The organism is Armatimonadota bacterium (assembly GCA_020354555.1).
Taxonomy (GTDB): domain Bacteria; phylum Armatimonadota; class Hebobacteria.
In genome coordinates this window covers 306,567-325,492 of record CP070648.1, presented here as the reverse complement: position 1 = coordinate 325,492, position 18,926 = coordinate 306,567, and the positions used below count along the sequence as shown (strand labels likewise).

The 18,926-nt window shown below is 67.6% G+C and carries 11 protein-coding genes; 7 read left to right on the top strand and 4 right to left on the bottom strand.

Going from position 1 to position 18,926, the window contains the following annotated elements:
- Nucleotides 1–686, bottom strand: a 686-nt coding sequence (locus tag JSV65_01350) for a DUF1559 domain-containing protein (GenBank protein UCH35026.1), incomplete at its 3' end; no start/stop codon positions are given.
- Between the two features lie 493 nt (nucleotides 687–1,179).
- Nucleotides 1,180–2,847, bottom strand: coding sequence for a helix-turn-helix domain-containing protein (locus JSV65_01345; protein UCH35025.1), 1,668 nt, complete (start codon nucleotides 2,845–2,847; stop codon nucleotides 1,180–1,182).
- A gap of 372 nt (nucleotides 2,848–3,219) precedes the next feature.
- On the opposite strand from JSV65_01345, the gene JSV65_01340 reads away from it, so the two are divergent.
- The 5 genes from JSV65_01340 (at nucleotide 3,220) to JSV65_01320 (ending at nucleotide 12,019) form a co-directional block, all read left to right on the top strand.
- Nucleotides 3,220–6,381 (top strand): hypothetical protein, encoded by a 3,162-nt coding sequence (locus tag JSV65_01340; protein UCH35024.1) that lies wholly within the window; start codon nucleotides 3,220–3,222, stop codon nucleotides 6,379–6,381.
- Nucleotides 6,382–6,589: 208 nt separating this feature from the next.
- The gene (locus JSV65_01335; GenBank protein ID UCH35023.1) at nucleotides 6,590–8,038 is read left to right on the top strand and encodes an AGE family epimerase/isomerase; all 1,449 of its coding nucleotides are present in this window, start codon (nucleotides 6,590–6,592) and stop codon (nucleotides 8,036–8,038) included.
- Between the two features lie 240 nt (nucleotides 8,039–8,278).
- The gene (locus JSV65_01330; GenBank protein UCH35022.1) at nucleotides 8,279–9,508 is read left to right on the top strand and encodes an amidohydrolase family protein; all 1,230 of its coding nucleotides are present in this window, start codon (nucleotides 8,279–8,281) and stop codon (nucleotides 9,506–9,508) included.
- A 261-nt stretch (nucleotides 9,509–9,769) separates the two neighbouring features.
- A complete protein-coding gene (locus JSV65_01325; protein UCH35021.1) occupies nucleotides 9,770–10,522 on the top strand; it encodes a sugar phosphate isomerase/epimerase in 753 nt (250 codons plus the stop codon).
- Nucleotides 10,523–10,753: 231 nt separating this feature from the next.
- Nucleotides 10,754–12,019 carry a hypothetical protein gene (locus tag JSV65_01320; GenBank protein UCH35020.1) on the top strand — a complete coding sequence of 422 codons (1,266 nt, stop codon included), beginning with the start codon at nucleotides 10,754–10,756 and terminating at the stop codon, nucleotides 12,017–12,019.
- A 34-nt stretch (nucleotides 12,020–12,053) separates the two neighbouring features.
- On the opposite strand, the gene JSV65_01315 is transcribed toward JSV65_01320, so the two are convergent.
- Nucleotides 12,054–13,058, bottom strand: a complete 1,005-nt coding sequence (locus JSV65_01315; GenBank protein ID UCH35019.1) for a phosphotransferase — start codon at nucleotides 13,056–13,058, stop codon at nucleotides 12,054–12,056.
- A gap of 103 nt (nucleotides 13,059–13,161) precedes the next feature.
- Between JSV65_01315 and JSV65_01310 the strand changes: the two genes are divergently transcribed.
- Entirely contained in the window at nucleotides 13,162–15,162 is a 2,001-nt protein-coding gene (locus JSV65_01310) for a hypothetical protein (GenBank protein UCH35018.1), read from the top strand.
- Nucleotides 15,163–15,193: 31 nt separating this feature from the next.
- Here JSV65_01310 and JSV65_01305 read toward each other — a convergent pair whose 3' ends face one another.
- The gene (locus JSV65_01305; protein ID UCH35017.1) at nucleotides 15,194–16,804 is read right to left on the bottom strand and encodes a DUF4038 domain-containing protein; all 1,611 of its coding nucleotides are present in this window, start codon (nucleotides 16,802–16,804) and stop codon (nucleotides 15,194–15,196) included.
- Nucleotides 16,805–16,977: 173 nt separating this feature from the next.
- Between JSV65_01305 and JSV65_01300 the strand changes: the two genes are divergently transcribed.
- The coding region (locus tag JSV65_01300; protein ID UCH35016.1) for a carbohydrate binding domain-containing protein at nucleotides 16,978–18,926 on the top strand (1,949 nt) is incomplete at its 3' end.

Below are 18,926 nucleotides of genomic sequence, written 5' to 3'. Positions count from 1 at the left end.
CACACCGGATCGTCGAAGTTGCCCACGGCGTTGGAGCACGCCCAGTACTCCTGCGAGTCTCCGTATTGGCCGCCATCAATGTAGCCGAGCACATAGGCGATATCCCAGAAGCCGCCGGATTCGCCGCAGAATTCAGAGGCGGCCATCGGGCTTCCGCCCCCGAAATGGCAGCAGCCCCACCAGTAGGAGCCGGCCATGTAGAACGGATACCCCGGGTACCCGACCGTGCCGTCGTTCCCGACCTTGCGTACACCTGGGATGAACGGGTCGGTGTCAGGCATGACCACGGTGTGAATCGGTGCCATGTTGGGCTCGCGCCGCTTCAGCGTGGGGCACTCGAAGAGGTCGAGGCTCTTCACGTAAGGCGCCAGCACGTCCGGCAGCAGCCACAGCTCCAGCGAACTCGCAACCGACCACGACGCATCAGTCGCGTACTGATCCGCCGGGTCCACGGTGTGCGAGGACGACTGGACTCCGCTGAAGTTGGCCGCCGGCAGCACTTCGTCATAGTCCTGTGCGTACATGATCGCCGCCAGGCTGATCTGCTTCAAGTTGGAGATGCACGTGGCCTTTCTCGCTGCCTCCCGGGCTCGTGCGAAGACCGGGAACAGGATCGCGGCCAGGATTGCGATGATCGCAATCACCACGAGCAGCTCAATCAGGGTGAAACCACGATTCCTCCGCATGCTTCGTTGCCTCCTCTGTCGGTATCGTGAATGCGAATACTAAGGCGATTCTCTCTCGCCTGACCAGATGAAACCGTATCCGCTCCTCACCTCCTTCTCACTCACATGCTGTTCCTGCGCCTCTCGGTATACCGGCGGAAAGACTCCTATTGGCACGACGACTCAAGCTGCGGCGGCCAGCGCGTAGCCGGCTGTGCTGGGGGGACGAGTGAATCCCCGAACCGCGCCGCTGCCGTTTCCGCACCCATATTCTCCCACGCAACGCGATCCTTGGGGTGGAGTCTGTTGCCAAGATGGTGGACTGAATTGCACTCATGTGGAGTGCGCGCTGCTCCGAGAAAGTGACGGCACGTGCACGGGGAGCGGGGGTGCCCAGCTCGGCAGCGCCGCGCGGCAGCGCGCCTGCCTTGGGAGTCATGGGGTGCCGGCGAGCGGCGACGGTGCGCTCGCTTGGATGATACCGCCGACGCGCGATAGGCACGGGCAACGCAGACTACGATGACGCGTCGGCGGCGCGAGCCTGTCGGTACTGGCTCGGCGTCGCCCCCACCGCCTTGCGAAACACCCGCGAGAAGTAGCGCGGGTCGTCGTAGCCGCAACTGGCGGCGACGGACGCGATGCTCTGCTCCGTTGACGCGAGCAACTGGGTCGCGCGCTCCATGCGGCGAGCGGTGAGCCAGTCGGCGAATCGTATGCCGGTGGCTTTGCGGAAAGTCCGCGACAGGTGATAGGGGGAGACGAACAGCGTCTCCCGGCACAGGCGCTGCAGGTTGATCGGCTCCGCCAGATGGTGCTCGACGTACTCGCAGACCCGCGCGACCAGATCGGTCGGACGGCGAGGAGCGCTCTGGACGTGGCCGATCAGCTGCTCGACGCTCCATTCCAATAGCGACACGAGTTCTCCCAGTGTCGTCGCGCGGTATCCGGCCATGACGAAATGCCTCAGCACTCCCGGCAACGCCTCCGATCGGTTGCCGGCGTCGCGCAGTTCCGAGATGAGGAGCGCCAGGATCTCGACGGAGCAGTCCAGCAGCCATGGCCGGGCGTGCGGTTCCCGCCCCAATTCGAGGATGAGGGCGGACAGCACTTCGCGCGCGCGCTCCGGATTGCCCAGCCGCACCAGCAGCCCAATATCCTTCGCCGCTGCCGGAATCAGGCGCGGATACTCGCTCCTGCGCTCAACCGCCTCCAGGAAAATGACGGCATCTTTGGTCAGGAAGCGGTAGCCCAGCGCCGTCTCCGCCTCGTGACATGATTCCCAGATCTCTCGGCTGCCATCGCACGGGCGCCCGACGCCGGCCGCCACCTGCAGCCCCGCCGCGCGCAACGTGGTCACCACCTTGCGCACCCGTTGTGCCACCCCGTCGAGTTCGCAACATAGCACGAACAACTTGTCTCCCTCGACGACCGCGAGCGCCGACGGGATCTCCGCGGCGACCAGCTCACGCGCCTGGTTGAGCCCTTGCCAGTCCACATTGCCGCGCCAACTCGGCCACGACACCCTCATGGCGACTGCTACTCTGGGCGCCGCTTCCACCCCGGCCAGGCGGGCGATGCCCTCCAACTCCTGCCACTGCCGACGCTTGAGCAACTCGCCCGCCACGTAGTGCCCGAGCGACGCGAGCCCCGGGTCGGCACTCGGGGACAGGCCATACTGGACGAGTTCCCCCAGGAGCTTGGCTGCCGCCTCGATCTGCCACTCCGGCATGAAAGCCGTCTTCGCGAATCCCCGGCGCAGGCGGGCGGGGCTCGTGTTGGGGGTAGCGAGGCGCCGTACCAGGGCTTCGCGTTCCTCGTCCGACAGCGGGCGCGGCAACACCTGCCCCGTCAGCACACACGCCGAAGCTGGCGCCCCGGGAACCGGGACCGCAATGTCCACCATGCCCGCGTGACATTCGTAGATCACGTAGCGGCCCAGTTGGTGGGCCATACGCATGTGCGACAGGTCGGCTTCCAGGCACTTCGGCTCCAACTGGGGGTCGCTCTTGATGATGTCGCACGGCAGCATCTCCGCTCCCGTGCCGACCCACGCGACGGCACGATGCCCCGCCTGATGCTCTTGGCACACCGTCGCGGTCAAGCCGGTGATGCGGGAGAAAAACTCCAGCATCGGCATCAGCGACCGAAGTCGGTCGTCCTTCGGGGCAGTTCTCCGACGCACGTCGCACTCCACCTCTCAGCTTGGGCTGCCGCGCGTTGCCGCGGCGTGAATCCCTCGCTATGGCTACGGTCGCGTCCCCCCCGCGCTGCCGTTCGGGCCGCTCACGACGAGGCGGGCCCACACTCATCCCGGCGCCCCGCAGTGTTCCGCGGGTCCGGCCGAGTCCGCCTACAGTTCCCCGCCCGGCACATCGGCCGCGCGATCCCGTTGATATAGAGATTCGGGGATCGGTCGTGCATCTCCTGGCGCTCTCCACTTCTGCGCCGGGGCTCGGCGCGTCAGCACTCGGCGGGTCCATCGGGTCCTTTCCAAGAGGGCGCCGCCGCCCATAAGGCGAAAGACCGTCCCATCCTGAGCGGGAGATCGGACACCTTGAACTTCGCTTGCGTCGGAATCCTTGCGCTCTCGCTGTGTGTTGCCTTCGCCGCCGCTTGCACGGCCGCAGACGCCCCGTTGGTCGCTTGGGATTTCGAAACCGGCCTGCAGGACTGGCAGGTCGTCTCCGGCAACCTCGGGCCGCAGCCGACGAACGCGGGCAACGACCGCTGGGGCGGCAACTTCGACAAGCAGGGAGACTGGTTCATCGGCACCGGCGAGCTGCCCGACGGCGGCTTCGACGACGCCCGCACCGGCGAGCTGCGCTCGCCGACCTTTGTCATTCACTCCAACTACATCCGCGTGCTCGTCGGCGGCGGCGGGTTCAACCCCAATGAGGCGCATGTCGCGCTCATTCGCGCCAGCGACGACGCGGAACTCGCGCGGTCGTGGGGCCGCAACCGCGAGGCGATGATCCCCGTGCTGTGGGAGGTCGCGGAACACCGCGGCACGCCCGCTTACATTCGCATCGTTGACCGGGCGACCGGGGGATGGGGGCACGTCAATGTGGACGACATCCGCGAGTTGACGCCCAAGGAGGAGGCCGACGTGGCGCGACAAAAGACTCGCGCGGCACAAGCCCGCGCCGAACGCATCCGCAAATTCAAGTCATCCCTTACAGCGCAGACGCGCCGGAAAGTCTACACCGGCGACGGCCTCACCGATATCGCCATGCCGCTCGGCGGCATCGGCGCGGGCGTCGTCGCCATCGGCGGCCGGGGCGACTTGCGCGAGTGGCAGATCTTCAACACCTGCAACTCGAGCTGCATCGTGCCCGGCGGGTTCTTTGCCGTCCGCGTCGATGACGGCAGCGGCGAGCCCACCGGCCGCCTGCTGCAGATGGACGCGCTTGCCGCCGTCACGTCAGTCCCCGTCGAAACAGGCGTCCAACCGACGTCGAACCTGCCGCCGGTTCAGAGCATCAAGTTCGTCGGCGAATACCCCATTGCCGAGCTGACCTACGAAGATGACGCGCTGCCTGTCGAGGTATCGCTGGAGACCTTCTCGCCGTGCATCCCGATGAACGACAAGGACTCCGCGCTGCCCGCCATCGTCTTCAACTTCACCGTGCGCAACCCGCTCGCGCGCGCGGTCGAGGTGTCATTGCTTGCCTCGTGCCAGAACGCGGTGGGCTATGACGGGCGCGCCGCCATCACCGGCCCGCCGCACGACGTCGTCAACTTCGATGGCTACGGCGGGAACGTCAACACTATCGTCAGCGGCGACGGCTTCCTCGGCGTCGCCATGACCGCGCCGGACATGGATCCCGTCGCCAAGCAGTTCGGCTCGATGTCCCTGCTGACCACCGCCCCCAAAGCTACAGCCCGCGCGGGGTGGACCAATCCGAGCGTCTTGTGGCAGGACTTCGTCGCCCACGGCGCCTTCCAGACGGAAGGCCGCTGCGAGCCAACCCCGACCGGCCGCACCGCCAACTGCGCCGTCGCCGCGCCGATCACCCTCAAGCCGCGCGAGAAGAAGACCGTCACCTTCGTGCTGGCCTGGCACTTCCCGAACCACTACGCGGACTACGACCAGAACCTCGCGTCGCACCGCATCGGCAACATGTATAACAACTGGTTCGCCGACGCGCAGCAGGCCGCCGAGTACGTCGCCGCCGACCTCCCCCGGCTCGCCGCGGAAACCCGCCTCTTCCGCGACGCGTTCTACGACAGCAACCTGCCGTACTGGCTCCTCGACTGCATCTCGTCGCAGATCTCGACCCTGCGCAGCCAGACCGTGATGTGGATCGAGGACGGCACCTTGTCCGCCTTCGAAGGCTGCCGCTGCTGCCCGATGAACTGCACTCACGTCTGGAACTACGAGCAGACCCTCGCCAAGCTCTTCCCCGCCCTTGAGCGCAACATGCGCGACACCGACTTCGGCGTGCAGCAGGATCCCAGCGGCTTCATCCATCACCGCACCGTCCTGCCGCTCTCCCTGCCGCGCGGCAGCGGCCCCTTCGCCGATGGCCATCTGGGCTGCATCATGAAGATCTACCGCGAATACCTCCAGTCCCCCGACGATCGCTGGCTGCACGACAAATGGCCGCGCGTCAAGCTCGCCATGGACTGGGCGATGGACACCTACGACCCCGACGCCAACGGCGTCATCGAGGGCGAGCAGTGGAACACCTACGACTGCGCCGTGTACGGCCCGAATACGTTCATCGGCAGTTGGTACCTCGGCGCCCTGCGCTCCGCCGAGGAAATGGCGAAGGTCTGCGGCGACGCCGACAGCGCCCAGCGCTATCACGACCGCTACCTCGAAGGCCGCGCCGCGATGGACAAGGCGCTGTGGAACGGCGAGTACTACATCCAGCTCTACGACGACCAGAAGCACACCGCGACTCAGTACGGCACGGGGTGCCTCGCGGACCAGGTCATCGGTCAGTGGTTCGCGCACGTCACCGGGTTGGGCTACCTCCTGCCCGAGAACCGCGTGAAGGGCGCACTGAAGGCGATCCTCAAGCACAACTTCCTGTGGGACCATACCGGCTTCCCGTACACCCAGCGGGTCTTCGCGTGGGGCACGGACATGGGCCTGCTGTGCTGCGCGTGGCCCAGGGGCGGCCGCCCGGCCGACCCCATCCTCTACCGCGACGAGGTGTGGACCGGCATTGAGTACCAGGTCGCTTCGCACATGATCTATGAAGGGATGGTCGAGGAAGCGTGGCAGATCGTCAAGGCCGCGCGCAACCGCTACGACGGCGTTGCCCGCCCGCCGTTCAAGCGCAACCCGTGGAACGAGATCGAGTGCGGCGAGCACTACGCGCGTGCGATGAGCAGTTGGGCGCTGCTGCTCGCGGTACAGGGCTACTACTACGACGGGCCGCAGGGCGTCATCGCCTTCGACCCGCGGTGGCGGCCGAACGACTTCCGCTCGTTCTTCTCCACGGCCGAGGGCTGGGGGAGGTTCGAGCAGAAGCGCGCGCGCAAGTCACAGACCGATACGCTGGAGCTGAAGTACGGCACTGCGGTGCTGCGCGAAATCCGCCTGCGCCTTCCCGCGAGCGCGCAGCAGGCGACTGCGGAGGTGACCCTGGGCGGCAACAAGCGCCGCGCGACCGCTCGCGTCGAAGACGGCACGGCCGTCGTGCGCCTCTCGCGTCCTGCGACCCTGCGCGCCGGGGACAAACTGACCGTCCGCCTGACCTGGTAATCGCTTCCCTCGCGCGTGGCCTCGTGCCGTGGAAGACGAGACTCCTCGCCCTTCCGGGGGGAGGCCGGGTGAGGGTGACCGGTTCTGACGTGCTCGAAGCCCGGCGGTTGCTGTGGCTCCGGGCGCGCGCGGTTCATCCGCCTTTGCGTGTGCCTCGCTTCGGTGGACAAGCGACGACGCGCAGCCGGCAAGGTGGTGAGCGATGACAATGCGGCACAAGCGATCGATGCGCCCCGGGCCGGGCGTCTTCCTCTCGATGTGCCTTATCGCCCTGGCCGTGCTCGCGTCTGCAGCCCCCGGCGATCCCCTCGATCGCGACTTCGTTGATCGAATCACTGCGGGCCTCGATCGGGCCGTCACTGCCTTCGCCAAGCTCGGCCGCCAGGGCGCCTATGCCGACGAGCACTCTCCATCCGGGCCGGTCGCGATGACCGACGCGCGGGTACACCCAAACGCCACGCCGCAGGTCGGCCACGCCTTCCTGCTCGCCTACAGCACGACCGGCAATGACGCCTACCTGCGCCTCGCCCGCGAGTGCGCCGAGATCCTCGTCGCGGGCCAACTCGATAACGGTGGCTGGGCCGGCGAGATTCCACTCGACCCCGCCGACACAGCGCGCATCTCCACACGCCTCAACCCCCCCGCGCCCGGCCGCGAGTGCATCCCCAGGCCCGGCAACATGGACGACGGCATCGCCCACGGCCCGATCGATTTCCTCTTCGCCATGGCCGATGTTGCCGGCGACGCCCGCTGCCGGGAGGCCGCCCGCGCGGGACTGTGGTTCCTCGTCAACTCCCAGTATCCCATCGGCGCCTGGCCTCAGCGCTGGCCGGCCGGCGCGGTGATCGAGGGCGGCCATGGCCTCGGCGCCTACCCGATCTGGTACACCATCAACGACGACCTCATGGGTTGGAACATCTCAACGCTTCTGGCGCACGCCGACGAACTGCCTGACCGCGTCGCCGAGCGCACCGTCGAGAACGCCCTGCGGTGGCTCATCTCCGCGCAGCTGCCGGAGCCGCAGCCCGGCTGGGCGCAGCAGTACGATTACGACATGCAGCCCGTCGCCGCGCGCTGGCACGAGCCGGCGGCCGTCAGTCCCGACGCCACCGCCGACGCCCTCGCGGTGCTTCTCAATGCCTATCTCCGCACCGGCAATGCGGAGTATCTCCACCCGTTCCCGCGTGCCCTGCGATGGCTCAGGTCGGTTGAGGGGCCGCCCGGATTATGGTTCCGCTACTTCGATCGCGCCGGCCGCCGCATCTACGTTGACGAGAGGGACGAGCAGACGATCCGCGTCTATCAGATCGGCGAAAGCTTCGAGTCGGGCTATCCCGCGCGCGGCCTCGAATCCGGCGGGAAGCTCAAGGACTTCGGCATCCCGCATCTCATACAGGCCTACGCTGAGCTTCAGGAATTGGGCCGCGAGAAGTACCTCGCCAAGCTGAGGACGCCGCTCGCCGCCGACGAGGTCCGCGCCCGCGCCGAGGAAGCCCTGGCGGCGATGAATCCTCAGGGCTATTGGGTTGATGACAACGGGCGCATCAGGACGACGGACTTCTGTCGCAACGTGCGCCGCATCTGCGCCGCGCTCGCGTACCCCCAGTCGATCGGCCGCGACTTCACCCGCCTCGACTACGGCCTCGGGGACGGTTAGCCCGGGTTATTCGTGATCGGTGACGCAGGTTTTCAACCTGCGCACCGATGAGGCGCCTTCGCGTCTCATCAACGACGCGCCGGCCCGTGCGGTCGCCGTTCCCGTCCGCGCCTCACTGCGGTCTCTGCGCCCTCTGCGGTTAACCTCCCGCCCCCGCAGGAATGCCCCTCCCCCGCGCCGTAAATGCTCCCCGGCGCCGCTGGGGGCGCCGCTGATTCCAACAATCGGAGAACGTACCCCATGAACCTTCCCGCAACCGCCCAGGCACTCGTCAAGGCATTCGAGGAATTCGAGGTCGTTGACGCGCACGAGCACCTGTCCCCCGAGCCGGCCCGCGTCAGCTCGCAGGTGGACGCGCTCACCCTCTTCTCTCACTACGTCCGCACCGACCTCGTCACCTCAGGCATGCGCTCTGAGGACTACGACGCCTTGCATAACCGGAACTACACCCTCGACCACCGCTGGAATCTCCTCAAGCCGTACCTCGAGCACATCCGCTTCGGCTCGTACGTGCGGCCCGCGTTCGTCGCCGCACGGGAGTTCTACGGCTTCGACGACATCAACGACGACACGTACGCCCCGCTGTCCGAGGAGATGCAGCGGCAGAACACGCCCGGCATCTACACCCGCATGCTGCGCGACAAGTGCCGCATCCGCCACGCGCTGACCCAGGCCGGGCGCACCGACTACGAGGGCGACTTGCTCGTCCCGCTCATGCCCATGGATCACTTCGCCGCCGCCCACAACTGGAATCACATCGCGGCCCGCGCCCGCGAGTTCGACCAGCGCGTCGCCACCCTCGACGATTACATCGCGATCTGCGACCACGGGCTCGCGAAGTGGAAGAGCGAGGGCGCCGTCGGCATCAAGATGGCGTCGCGCCCGTACGGCACGCCGAACCGCGCCGACGCCGTCTGCACGTTCGACGGCCTGCGCAGCGGCGCGCAGGCCCAGCTCGCGGATATGAACCCGCTGCGCGACTACCTCGTCGAGCAGATGCTCCGCCTCGCCGCAGAGCACGACCTCGTCGTCGCCGTCCACGCCGGCATGTGGGGCGACTTCCGCGACCTCGCGTCGCAGCACATCATCCCCATCGTCATGCGCAACCCGAAGACGCGCTTCGATCTCTACCACATGGGCATGCCCGATGTCCGCACCACCGGCGTTATCGGCAAGAACTTCCCCAACGTCTGGCTCAACCTGTGCTGGACGCATATCATCTCGCCCGCGATGACTCGCTCCGCGCTCGACGAGTACATCGACATGGTGCCGGTCAACAAGCTCATCGCGTTCGGCGGAGACTACCATCCCGTGGAGAAGGTCTACGGGCATCTCGTCATGGCGCGCGAGAACATCGCCATCGTCCTCGGCGCGCGCGTTGACGCGGGGCTGATGACCGAGGATCAGGCCGTCGCCGTCGCCCGCCAGTGGTTCTTCGACAACCCGATGGAACTCTACCGGTTGGCCTAGCAGCCGTGGTCGGCCCGGCGGCTGAACGACCCGCCGCCGATCCGTCCTCGACGCGGCGCGCGGCGCCTGGTAGAATGTGCGAGTCGGCGTCGGGCCCGGCCGCTCCGGCCGCGCTCGTCGCACGACCACCAAGCGCGCATTACTTGTGCGCGCACGCCTCAGATGTACGCGGCCCCGCGCGTCGGGGCTCCGGAGCGGCGCGCAGCGCCGCCCGGCACGCGCTTCAAACGCAGGATGGATAATCTAGGCAAGGAGATGGACATGGCTAAGATTCCGATCGCTCTGCAACTCTACTCCGTGCGCGAGGACTGCGCGCGCGACCTCCCCGGCACCCTCAAAGCCGTCGCGGACATGGGCTACGTCGGCGTCGAGTTCGCGGGCTACTACGAGCGCAGCGCCCAGGAGCTGCGCAAGATGCTCGACGGCCTCGGCCTCAAGGTCGCCGGCACCCACACCGGCATCGACACGCTCCTCGGCGATCAGTTCGAGAAGACCGTCGAGTTCAACCGCACCATCGGCAACAAGTTCCTCATCGTTCCCGGGCTGCCCGAGGAATACCGCAGCTCGCGCGCGGCGTGGCAGAAGACCGCCGGCGTGTTCAACGAGATCGCGGCGAAGCTCAAGCCGCTCGGCATGCTCACCGGCTACCACAATCACTCCATCGAGTTTCAGCCGCTGGAAGGCGAGATGCCGTGGGATACCTTCTTCGGCGCCGCGAATCCCGAAGTGGTGATGCAGTTCGACACCGGCAACGCCATGCACGGCGGCGCCGACCCCGTCCCCTTCCTCGAACGCTACCCCGGCCGCGCCATCACCGTGCACCTCAAAGAGTACTCCAAGGACGGCACGGCCGCGGTCATCGGCGACGGCGACTGCCCCTGGCAGCGCGTGTTCGAGCTGTGCGAGACCACCGGCAACACCGAGTGGTACATCGTCGAGCAGGAAGTCTACGCCATGCCCCCGCTCGAATGCGTCAAGGCCTGCCTCGATAACCTGAAGAAGATGGGGAAGTAGCGCCGCCATCGCCGACAGGATCGGTCACAGCGCGCTCCGACTTCGGCGTAAGGCGGGGAACCGCCGCGGAGCGGGAACATTCGCGGACGCGCCATCGTCAAACTGCTGCAGAACAGCGCAGTAGGGTGCCGCAACGGCTCGCCCCGTGCCGCGCCGCGAGGCTCTTGCTTGTGCGGGCTTCCGCGTCGCCCGCCTGCGCGTCCGGCTCGCGCGGGCCAATGGGGGAACGCCATGTACGTCTCGTGCCGCATCTTGCCGACCGCCGCGTGCATTGTCGCGGTAGCGATGGCGTCCGTCGCCGCACCCGCGGCCAAGCGCGCGACCAGCCCAAGCTTCCTCGGCAAGCCCGCGTTCCTGTACTTCGAGGATCTCCTCGAACCGCGCACCACCGCGCTCTGGCTCGCTCTGCTCGACGAAGACGAGTGGCGAACCGAGAGGCTCATGACTGCGCGTGGGCTGTCCCTCATCGAACCCCTCCCGGACGGCCGGTATCTCATGCACGACGGCGCGTTCCGGACGTTCATCTACTCCCCGAGGGAACGCGCCGCAAATGTGATCGATCGCGAGCGCGGCGTGCAACTCGTCGGCATGAGCGCCGACCGCCGGTTGCTCGTCTTCTCTTTCCCGCGGATGCTCGGCGTCGAGCTTCGCGTCTTCAACGTTGACACCGGCTGGCGCCCCGCGCCGTTGGCGATGCTCGATCGGCTGGGGCAGCGCGGCACGGTGGGAAGTGGCACGCCGCCCTATGGCCTAGCCAGCGTCGCGGTGTCTCCGGGGCTGGTTCGCTATGCGTTCTTCACCATGCGCATCCCGTCCCCACTTACCGGGGGCGGGTACGACCTCTGTGTCGCGGAACTGCCCCTGGGCTGGCCGCGCGCTATAGTCGCGGGGGTGCGCTGCGAGAACTCGGGCATCTCCAGCATGACGCCGAATCCACTCCTGCTGTGGGTGGACGACAACCGCATTCTCTATCAGCACGCAGTCCCCGTCGCGGAGCCCTCCGGGGGAGAGCCGATGATATCAGGGGAGCGTCTCCAGCAGACCCTCCGCCTCGTGGATGTCGCCACCGGGAGGGAACTGCTCGCGCTGCCGGTGCCCGGCTGGCTCGGCGCCAGCCACCGGCTGTGGCGCGCATGGCCGGGCGGCGAGATTCACTATGCCGGAGCGACCGATGCCGGGGAGTACGTCGTAAACCTCGAGGCGTCACGGCTCATCCCGATTACCGAAGTCGCCTCTTTCTATAGGAAGGGCCTCAGGGTGCGCGTGGGCACTCCTCTCGTTGATGAGCGGCAGGAATACCGCACCTGCATCTGGGACCGCCGCGCGGACCAGGCTGTGACGCCCCTGGGCAGAGACCACCGCGAGGTGCTGCCCTCGCCGGACGGACGCTTCGCCGCGTTTACCGCTCGCAAGACGCTCTCGGTCTATGATCGGGAAAGCCGGAAGACGGCCCGCGTCGCGTCGGGCACGATCTGGCTCAAATCCTGGGTGCAGTAACCGCCGGGGCGCGAGGTTATTCCCGTCCTGTGCCTCAGAACAGCCGGTTGATTCCATCCATCGTCCGCAGCGGCTCCAGCAATCCCGCGACGAAGTACTCGATCCGCCGCTCCGGGGCGACCTTCACCATCCCCGCCACCCGGCAGTACAGCCACCGCGCGCGCACGAACAGCGGCAGCGCCGCCGCCTCGTCCTCCCGCAGTGCCTCGGATTCCAGATACGCTCCCATCACGACCGCTCCGCGCTCGACCGACGGCCGCCACGTCTGCGTCAGGGAGAAGATGTCCGAGGCATCAATGTCGCTGTCGCGCTCCCCGGCGAACAGGAACAACGCGTCCGCGAGGTCCCTCACGCGCGGCTGCACGGTCGCCCAGTCCAGATCGAAGATCCCCGCCACTTCGTCGCCGCTGAACTTCATGTTGCCGGGGTGGTAATCGCCGTGTATCACCAGCTTCGGCAGGCCATGATACCGCTCGTCCGGCAGCGCCAGTTCGAGCGATTCCACTTGGCTCATCAAGTAATGCCAATCCTCGGCGGCAAGCCGCCGCCGCAGCTCGCCTTCGATCTCCCGAACGCCGTCGCGGATCAGATGCGGATCATCATACCTCGGCCACTCCTTGCCCGGCGGGGGGACGAAATCGCGCGCGGCGCGGTGGTAGTCTCCGAGCGCGCGCCCGGCGGACGCAAGCTGGGCAAGGGAATGACGGTCATGTGGCCCGCCGCGCTGGTAGTGGAACACCTCGTACACCTCGTCGTTCATGCGCACCCAACCCCGCCCGTCGCGCGTCGCAATCGGCCGCGGCGTCTTCACGCCGTACCGCGCCATGTGCGCCATCAGCGCGTGGTCGAACGCGACGAACTCCTCGCGCGCATACTTCGGGTTGCGCCGCCGGAAGAAGTACTCGCCCGACGCCGTGACGATCCTCAGATTCGCGTTGGCCGTCCCGCTCCCCGGCCCCGGCGGTGATGCTAGCGGGCCGATGTCGTAATGCGCGAGGACTGAGTCAAGCTCTTCCGGGGTGACAGCGCGGCGCAGCATGTCACGGGACTTCGCGGCGCCGCGGCATGTTTCCTACACGACGCCCGCAGAGCGTCGCCAAGGTGGGGGCGCAGCATGCTGTGCCCCTACGCTGATCGCCGCTGTGCCGCTGCAGCAGGAGAACGCCGCGCCGCGTGCGAAACCGTCCGCCGTGGCGCACTCCGACGGCTCCCAGTGTAACCCGCCCGCCTTTCGCTTCCGCGCCATCGTCGTTGGCGCCGCGCTCATCGCACTCGCCTTGCTCTGGATGTACGCCGTCGAGCTGCGCACCGGCATCTGGGTCGCCACCGGCGTCCCCGCCCTGCCCGCCCTGCTCTTCCTCGCCCTGCTCTTCGCCGCCGGCGTCTGGCTGCGCCGCCGCGCGCCCCGCTGGGCGTTCTCCCGCGCGGAGCTGATCGTCATCTTCGTCATGGTCGGCTTCGCCCTCGACTTCTCGGGCATCCAAGGCATCCGCGCGCTGATGCCCTTCATCGGCGCGCTCTTCTACTATGCCACTCCGACGAACCACTTCGCCGACTACCAGCGCCACATCCCGGCTTGGTGGTATCCGCGCGACCCCTCGATCATCCGCGGCGAGTACGAAGGCGCGCCCGGCGGGGCCGTCCCATGGAGCGCGTATGCCCTGCCGGTCGTGTCCTGGACGCTCTTCCTCATTGCCCTCGCCGGCGTCTTCATCTGCCTGCTGACACTCCTGCGCCGCCAATGGACCGAGAACGAACGCCTCACCTTTCCGCTCGTCCAGCTCCCGCTCGCCATGCTCGACGGACAGCGGCGGTCATTCTTCGCCGACCCCGTGATGTGGCTCGGCTTCGGCGTCGCGTTCCTCTTCAATCTCTCCCGCGTGCTGCACGCGCTCGCACCGTTCGTCCCCTCGCCCGGCTTCTACACCGACCTCAGCCCGTTCTTCGCCGGCAAGTGGGAGGGGCTGCAACCTGTGCTGCTGTTCCACCTGCCCCAGGTCGTCGGGCTCGCCTACCTCGTGCCGCTCGACATCAGCTTCTCGGTGTGGGCCGCGTTCGTCGCCGTCAAGCTGGTCAAGTACTTCGGCTTCAACCTCGGCTTCCGCACCGGCGGCTTCCCGTACATGCAGGAGCAGGCCGCGGGCGGGTTCATCGCCCTCGCGCTCGCGCTGCTGTGGATGGCGCGCAAGGACATCGTGCTCGGCTGCCGCGCGGCGTTTCGCCGCGGCCCCGCCGTCGAGGATGACCACCCCATCCCCCTGCGCTGGGCGGTGTGGGGGCTGTTCGCGTCTCTCGCTTTCCTTCTGGCGTGGTGCAAGCTGTCCGGCATGTCCCTCGCCGTCGCGGCGCCGTTCTTCTTCATTGTCATCTGCTTCGCGCTCGTCGCCGCGCGCATCCGCGCCGAGGCCGGCGTGCCGTTTCACGTCGTGCCGTGGGGCATGGTCTCGGCCACCCTCACCAATGTCGTCGGCACTCAGGGGCTGCTCGCCATGGGCGGCGTGCAGAGCTTCGTCCTGCTCTCGTCGCTCAACTGGCTCGGCCGGTTCTGGCTGCCGAGCATGCTCGCCGAGAGCCAGATCGAATCCTTCAAGCTCGCCGACGCCGTCGGCGTGCGCCAGCGGCGGATGCTCTACGCCGTCGTCATCGCCGTGGTCATCGGGATCGTCGGCAACTTCGGGGCGCACATCGCCGCCATGTTCCGCTGGGGTGAGTTGAACGTCTTCCACGGCGGCGCGCAGGGCAGCTTCAACGCGACCGTGGCGTTCCAGCATTTCGGCGCGATGGCGACGTCTCTCGAGAATCCGCAGCCGCCGCGCGCCGCGCAGAACGCGGCGACGCTCATCGGCGGGGCGGTGACGCTGGGGCTGTTGCTGCTGCGCATGGGGAGCCGCTTCTGGGCGATGAGCCCGATCGGCTACCTTGCCGCGACGTGCTGGGGCGAGGGCAATCCGTTCTGGTTCGGGTTCTTCCAGGCCTGGCTGCTCAAGGCGCTGATCCTATGGATCGGCGGCATGCCGCTCTACCGGCGGATGATCCCGGCGTTCCTCGGGCTGGTGCTCGGGCATTTTGCGGGCGCGGGCATGCTCATGGCGACCCTCGGCCTGTTCCTCCCCGACCTCGGCCAACTGCCGAGCTGGTTCTGACCGGCGCCGCGGCATTCAGACGACCTGCCCGCTACCTCCCCACCTTCCGCGCGTCCTCAATCACCAGCACCCAATCCTCCCGGCTCGGCTTGCGGGCGATGGGCCACGTGCCGTCCGCCTCCGGCGTCACCGGCCCGACCTCCACATCCGCCCCCGTCCGCGGGTTGACGAACTTTGCGCGATACTGCGCCCCCGGTTCGATTTGGATGGACTTGCCCCGCATGCCCTGGTACATTCCCGGCAGCCCGTCGGAAACGAGATAGAACATCCACACCGGCCCGGGAATGCCCGCCGCGAACGGAGCGATGCGCTCCTCCGTGTTCCACCCCGGCTCGACCCGCGGGCGGAACTCCCACCACGGATACCGCTCCAGGATCCGCCTGCCGATCCCGACATGCGCCGACCCCGCGAGCCGCGACGCCTCCTCCCACGTCGTGTCGCCCCACGACCCGCTGATCGCCACGCACGGCTCCTCCGGCGTGCTCATCTGCCACATGCCGTTGGCGCCGTAGGTGTGCCCCGCCGCGCCAGACATCATGCACGTCCAGAAGCAGAACCGGGCCATGTCGTGCCAGCACTGCCCCATGATGCCCTCGTACATCGGCTCGCCGTTGATCACCGGCAGCGGCGGCTCGCCCGCCACCGCGCCGAGCGTGTAGCGCACCGTGTTCTCCATCGCCCCGTAGCCGTGACTGGTCTGCATCATATCAACGTCGAGCAGCGAAGCGTCGTTGATCATCGCCCGCGAGTCCGGCGCGGTCGGGTGAATCGTGATCGGGTTATGGTATGGATCAAGTTCGCGCAGGTAGCGCATGACATCGGTCCACGCCTCCTTGGCATACGCCACGTGGTCGGGGCCGAAGTTCTCGGTGTAGAAATGCATCACCGCCTCGCCCGCAACGCACCACGCCGTCGGGTACGCGCCGTAGCGCGCGACGAGATTGCGCCAGTGCTTCTTCATCACCTCCGGCCCGGCGTACTTGATGTAGAAGCCCCACGCGCCCACAACGCACGGCACGATGCCCGAGCGCACCAGCCACTCGATGCGCAGGTCCATCATGTCGAAGTACGCCGGGTTGATCGCGCGATAGCCCTCGGTCCACGGGCACCCGGCCTCGTTCTCCCCGCGCGGGTCGAACCGGTACACGTCCGGATACAGCCCCGCGACGAGTTGCACGACGTTGAACCCCTTGGCGACGCGGTCCGCGGTCAGGCGCTGGAAATCACCGGGCCACGTCAGCCGCTTCACCAACCCGAACCACCACGTGTCCCCGAGCCAGAAGAACGGCGTCCCATCCTCATGCTCGAGGTGGCGGCGATCCTCGGCGACCCGCAGGCGCCCGTGGCGAAGCAAGGCGTTCGCACCCTCGTATGGGACGACTTCGAGTTCTCCCTCGCGCCCATGCAGGTCCGCGTTGGACTCGTCCGAGCATATCGTGCGGTACGTGTGCCTGCCGACCTTCGATGACGCGTAGCGCACGCGCCAGTTCATGTCCCCCGACCAGAAGGCGGGCACGCGATGCTCGCTGCCGTCGGGCGCGGCAAACACGACGTCGAGAGTCGCATCATTGAATGGATCACCATACCGCTTCCCGGACGTGAACGATAACTCGATCACGCAATTCTGGGCGACGGAAACCATGTCTCGCACCTCGCAATATAGATCGCCGGCGACCGCTGGCCGGGCTTGGGCATATTACATCGTGTCCGCCTCGCCGTCAAATGGCCCGGCGGGAAGACACGCGTTGCCCGCCCGGCAGGAACACCGCGCCCGCCGCGCAGAAACGCCCTGCAACGAAACGGAGGCCCTGCATAATGCAGACCTGGATGATCCCGTCGTTCGCCGTCGCACTCATGCTCGCGCTCGCTCTCCCCGCCCCCGCGCGCAATCTGGGTCGCGAAATCGTCCCCAATGGCGGGTTCGAGCAAGGCGCTGCGAGTTGGAGCTTCTCCGGCCCGTATCGCCAGCCCTCCGGCCCCGACGCCGGGCTCGGCGCCGAGATCATCGCCACCGAAGCCCGCGGCGGCAAACAATGCCTGCGCATCGACACCCGCGGCCGCGATGGCGAGGTCAACGCGCACAGCGACGCCTTCCCCGTCGCGCCGGGCGCGAAATACGCCCTGTCCTCCGCGGTGCGTCTCATCGCGCCGGAGAGGTCCGGCTTCAAGGTCACCATCGAATGGCTCGACGCCGAAGGCAAGCACCTCAGCTATGACAACGATTGGCGTGGCGACGCCTCCGACCACACGTGGCTGCAGCACGGCGGTGATTTCACCGCCCCCGCCGACGCCGCACAGGCCCGCATCATCCTCGGCATCCTGCCCGGCGCGGCCATGCTCTTCGACGACATCTCCTTGCGCGATGTCGGGCCGTGCCTCGAGATCACGACGCTCGCCGCTTCAGCCGCGATATGCGTCGCGGGCGACCCCGCCGCGCTTCAATGCGTCGTGCGCAATTCCGGCGGGCGGGCAGTCCTCGGCGCGCGGGGCGCACTTGGCCTGGAAGGAAATCTGCACACCGTCCACGTCGGCGACCTCGCGCCGGGCGAGGAGAGACTGCTGTCCGTCGAGGTGTCGCCGGCCGCCCCGGGAACACGCCTCGCCCAGGCGCGCTTCAGCAGTGACAACGCGCCTGCCGTCGAGAAGGCGACGCCCATCGTCGCGATCGCAGACGACGCACAGCCCGGCCTCAGGCTGTCCAGCGGAGCCGCCGAGTTGCGCTTCATCGAGAGCGGCTTCGGGCACGGAGTCATCGGAGTCGCGGTGCGCGAGGGCAACGACTCCAGCATGTTGGGCGCCATCCGCGCCCTTGCCGAGTTAGGGATCAACGACGACCCGCCGCGTCTGATATACGCGCCGCTCGACGAGAACGGCAATGCGATTGCCGGCACTTGGCGCAGCGAAACCTGCGACCTCGCCTTCCGCTTCGCCCCTGCGGCCCCGGGCTGGTTCTCCATCCGCTGCGCGCTGACGGCAAAACGCGACTTTGCCCTCCGCGCGCTGACCTGCCCCGAGTTTCACTTCGGCTGGCGCGCCGACGGCGCGGACAAGGACAGCGCGCTGCTCTGCGGACTCGAGTACCTGACGGCGCACGAGGACTCATCGGGTACCGAGTCGGTCGCGCCGAGACTGGCCGCGCGCTTCGTGCCTCACCCCAACAAGGTCACCGTCCCGCTGATGGCGGTCGCCAACCGCGGCTGGGCGGCCGGGTTGGCGTGGAATCCGCTCCAGCAGTGGGACGGCCAGCACGACCGTCCCTCGGTCGTCTTCGCCTCCCCCAACCGCCTCGACCGACAGGACGACCACGTCATGGCCCTGTTCCTCCCGAGCATTCCGGACTTCGTCAACGAAAACGAGCGCGCCGCTGCGCGGCCGTATCCCGTCCGGGCTGGCCAGACCATCACCCTCGAATCGGAGCTCTTCGTCCTGCCCGCGCCCCGCGATATCTGCGACGTCATGCCGGAGTGGTATCGCGCGCACCCGCTCGCCGAGCTACCCGACATCACCCGCGACCACCGCGCGCACTGGGCCCACTCCATCGAGGGGCTCACGCGCGGTTGGAGCGAGGAACACAAACAGTGGAAGCCCGAAGCCCACCGCGACCACGGCTTCTATCCACGCATCGCCGTGCGCTTGCTCAACTACGGCATGCGCAGTGAAAGCGAACTCGCGGCGACGGCGCTCACCCAGGTCCGGCAGGCAGTCGAGAAGGCGATCGCCGACAGCGGTCCCGGCCGCATCGGCCTCGACCTCGCGCTCCACCT